The sequence below is a fragment of the Candidatus Zixiibacteriota bacterium genome, assembly GCA_014728145.1.
GTDB lineage: Bacteria > Zixibacteria > MSB-5A5 > JAABVY01 > JAABVY01 > WJMC01.
In genome coordinates this window covers 1-3677 of sequence record WJMC01000088.1, presented here as the reverse complement: position 1 = coordinate 3677, position 3677 = coordinate 1, and the positions used below count along the sequence as shown (strand labels likewise).

The 3677-nt window shown below is 49.7% G+C and carries 3 protein-coding genes; 2 read left to right on the top strand and 1 reads right to left on the bottom strand.

Annotated elements, in window-relative coordinates; all coding sequences use genetic code 11:
- The coding region (locus GF404_05755) for a PAS domain S-box protein (protein ID MBD3381687.1) at positions 1 to 2094 on the top strand (2094 nt) is incomplete at its 5' end.
- A 104-nt stretch (positions 2095 to 2198) separates the two neighbouring features.
- On the top strand, positions 2199 to 3443 hold the full coding sequence (gene kbl, locus GF404_05750) for a glycine C-acetyltransferase (GenBank protein MBD3381686.1): 1245 nt from the start codon (positions 2199 to 2201) through the stop codon (positions 3441 to 3443).
- On the opposite strand, the gene GF404_05745 is transcribed toward kbl, so the two are convergent.
- Positions 3444 to 3677: 4'-phosphopantetheinyl transferase superfamily protein (locus GF404_05745; GenBank protein ID MBD3381685.1), on the bottom strand; the 234-nt coding region annotated here is incomplete at its 5' end.

Below are 3677 nucleotides of genomic sequence, written 5' to 3'. Positions count from 1 at the left end.
ATTCTCTCGCTTAATAACCAGATGAAAAAGTGGTTTCCGCATATCGACGAAACCAAGCGTCCGTTGTGCTACAGGCAGTTTCAAAAGCCACTTAGAAACAAGATCTGCCCGTTCTGTCCAACCAGCAAGACTTTCGAGGATGGCGCTCGTCATGAATCGATAGCGAAAGCTTATACGGGTCAGGGTCAGCGCAGTTTTCGAATAGTGTCCTCGCCAATTCAAGATGACAGTGGCAAAATAACAGCTGCGATTGAGATGGTCGAAGATATAACCGAACGTTTAAAGGCCGAAGATGAAATCCGTAAGTTCAAGACAATAGCTGACCGGGCCGCCTACGCCACCGGCATTGCCGATATGCAGGGCAGGTTGATTTATGCCAATGAGAGCCTGGCAAAAATGCATGGTTACAGTCTCGCAGAGATTCTCGGCAAACCGATTTCAATTCTTCACACGCGCAAGCAATTGAAATGGGTCAGGCAAGTCTGGGATGAAGTCATCGAGACAGGCAGTTTGACCGCAATCGAGGTCTGGAGGACGCGCAGAAATGGGGAAGTATTTCCCACATTAATGAGCCTGACAATGATCAGGGATAAAAACAACGACCCGCTGTATATGTCTGCTTCGGCGATCGATATCACTGAAATCAAGCAGGCTGAAGATGCATTAAGAGAGAGCGAGGAGCGTTACCGCGCGGTGGTCGAAGATATGCCTGCCCTGGTTTGCAGGTTTAGAAAAGTTGGACGCATGACATTTGTCAACCAGTTTTTTTGCCAGTACTATGAAGTCTCTCAGGGAGAGGTGATCGGCAATAGTTTCTTCGATTTTATTCCGCGGAATAATCGAAATGAGTTATTCTTCAGGTTCAGAAAATTAACTCGCAAATCACCGGTTGTTTCATTTGAGCTCGAGGTGCCTAAAAGCACTGACAAGCTCCGCTGGCAACAGTGGATCATGCGCGCCCTGTTTGACGACAGCGGAAAAATCCAGGAGATCCAGGCGATCGGTTACGATGTCACCGAGCGCAAGCTGGCCGAAAAAGCTTTACGTGAATCCGAAGAACAGTTTCGATCCCTGGCTCAGCTTTCGCCCGACTTGATTGCGATCCAGGCCGAAAACGAGATCGTCTATATCAATCAGGCCGGTGCGAAGATGCTGGGTGGCCAGAATCCTGAGGATATCATTGGTAAAAGCCTGATGAACTTCGTTCCGGATAAACAGAAAAAGTACATTTCCGCGCGTATCCGGGATGTCATTAAAGATAAAAAGCAGTTCAGTTATGTCGAAGACAGGGCCAGGCGTCTCGACGGCAAAATGATCGATATTGAGGTAGCTTCGCTTCCACTGCAGTTTTTGGGCAAGCCGGCAATCCAGATCGTCGCGCGCGATATTTCCGATAAAAAACAGGCCGAACGCGCCCTTCGCAACCAGCGTGATATGCTCAAAGCGGTTACATCTGAGGTAATACGGGTGCAGGAGGATGAGCGCAGGCGGATTTCGATGGAACTCCACGACAGTATCGGGCAGGCGCTCAGCCTCTCCAAGCTCCAGATTCAAAACATCCTCAAAAAATCGCGGATGGAAAAAAACAGCATCAACCGGGAGTTAAGCGGGGTTATCCGCCATATCTCCGACACCATATCGGACCTGCGCAAGATTTCCGCCGATCTTCGGCCCGTGATACTCGACAATTTAGGACTGATGCCTTCTATCGAATGGTATCTCAAAGATTTCGGACGTAAAGTCGAACTTCAAATCGAAGTCGATATAAAGGCAGAACAGCTCAGCCTGGAACCGCGCCATGAAGCGCATGTCTTCCGTGTAATCCAGGAAATCATGATCAATATACACAAACACGCCCAGGCGAGCAGAATCCTATTTAAGAATTCTATCGACAACGGTTGCGCGGTTTTCCAGATCAGCGAAAACGGGCGGGGTTTCGATCCGGCCAATATCTTCGAGGTCGAAACCCGCAAACAGGGTATGGGGTTGATCAATATCATAGAGAGAGTTGAGTTGGTCAGGGGTGAAATCGATGTCGATTCCAGGCCCGGACATGGTGCCACCTATACAGTCAGAATCCCGTTGAAAAAGTAAGCTTTCCCGCGAGTTGACAAGTCCTTCACGCTGATATATTTTAGCTTTCAGCGATAATGGAAGAAACCTGCGAACGCAGTTAACCGCAATAAATGGAGTTAGCCATGACTTACTCGACTTCCGCTGAAAAATACAATGAGGTAATCGAATCGATCAAGGATGACGGTCTCTACAAGGACGAGCTCCTGATCAGTTCGCAACAGTCAGCCGATATAAAAGCCTCTGAGCCGGGAGGACAGCCCCGCGAAGTTATAAACTTCTGCGCCAATAATTATCTGGGACTGGCAAATCATCCCGACCTGATCGACGCCGGCAAGAAGACTTTGGATCAATACGGCTACGGGATGTCATCGGTTCGGTTTATCTGTGGCACCCTGGATATCCATAAGCAACTCGAAAAGAAGGTAGCCGATTTTCTGGGCATGGAGGACACGATTTTGTATTCCTCCTGTTTCGATGCCAACGGTGGATTGTTTGAAACGCTTTTGGACGATAACGACGCGGTCATTTCCGATGCGCTGAACCATGCCAGTATCATCGACGGCATCAGGCTCTGCAAAGCGGAACGTCGTCGTTTCGCTCACAACGACATGGCCGACCTGGAAAAACATCTCAAGGAAACCCAAAATAAAAAAGTCCGCCTGGTCGCGACCGACGGCGTCTTTTCAATGGATGGTGATATTGCCAGGTTGCAGGAAATAACCGATCTGGCCGAGAAATACGATGCTTTGGTTATGGTCGATGATTCCCACGCGACAGGTTTCATGGGCGAAAACGGCAAAGGCAGTTACGAGTATTGTAAAGTTGAAGGCAAGATCGATATCATTACCAGCACGCTCGGCAAAGCGCTGGGAGGTGCCTCGGGCGGTTTTACCTCCGGGCGGGCGAAGATCATCGAACTTCTGCGCCAGCGTTCACGGCCCTATCTTTTTTCGAACACAGTTGCCCCGGTAGTAATTGGCGCCAGCCTGCGTGTTCTCGACTTGCTGACCGAAAGTTCCAGCCTGCGCGACAAGCTCCACGAGAATACCAGGTATTTCCGCGAGCAGATGACTTCAGCAGGATTCGATATCCGCGATGGTGTTCATCCGATTGTTCCGATTATGCTGGGCGAGGCCCGTCTGGCCAAGAACATGGCTTCCGATATGTTTGCCGAAGGGATATATGTGATCGGCTTCTCATTCCCGGTGGTACCCCGTGGGCAGGCTCGAATCCGGGTACAGCTTTCGGCCGCGCATGAAAAGAATCATCTCGACCAGGCGGTAGAAGCTTTCATAAAAATCGGCAGGAAGTATGATATCCTCGGCAAGAAGATGGAAGAGATCATCGAGATGTATGCCGACAAGTGATCAGAGCCTGATCGCCAATACTATCGCGATGGCGTCATGACGGGAATGTGACAATGTTACCTTTAGTTTGAATTTGCGATTCAGTTCCTCCGACAGAAATTCTGCCTCAGGCGCCCCGGAGGGACTGTTGACTATTTGTACCTGGCGGTAATAAATCTTCTGGCCCAATGGTGACAGTGCTTTGAATGTGGCCTCTTTGAAGGCGAAACGTGCGGCCAGTGACGGTGCCGGATT

Coding starts and splice junctions, on each gene's coding strand:
- kbl (MBD3381686.1), top strand. CDS start 2,199: ATGACTTACTCGACTTCCGCTGAAAAATACAATGAGGTAATCGAATCG.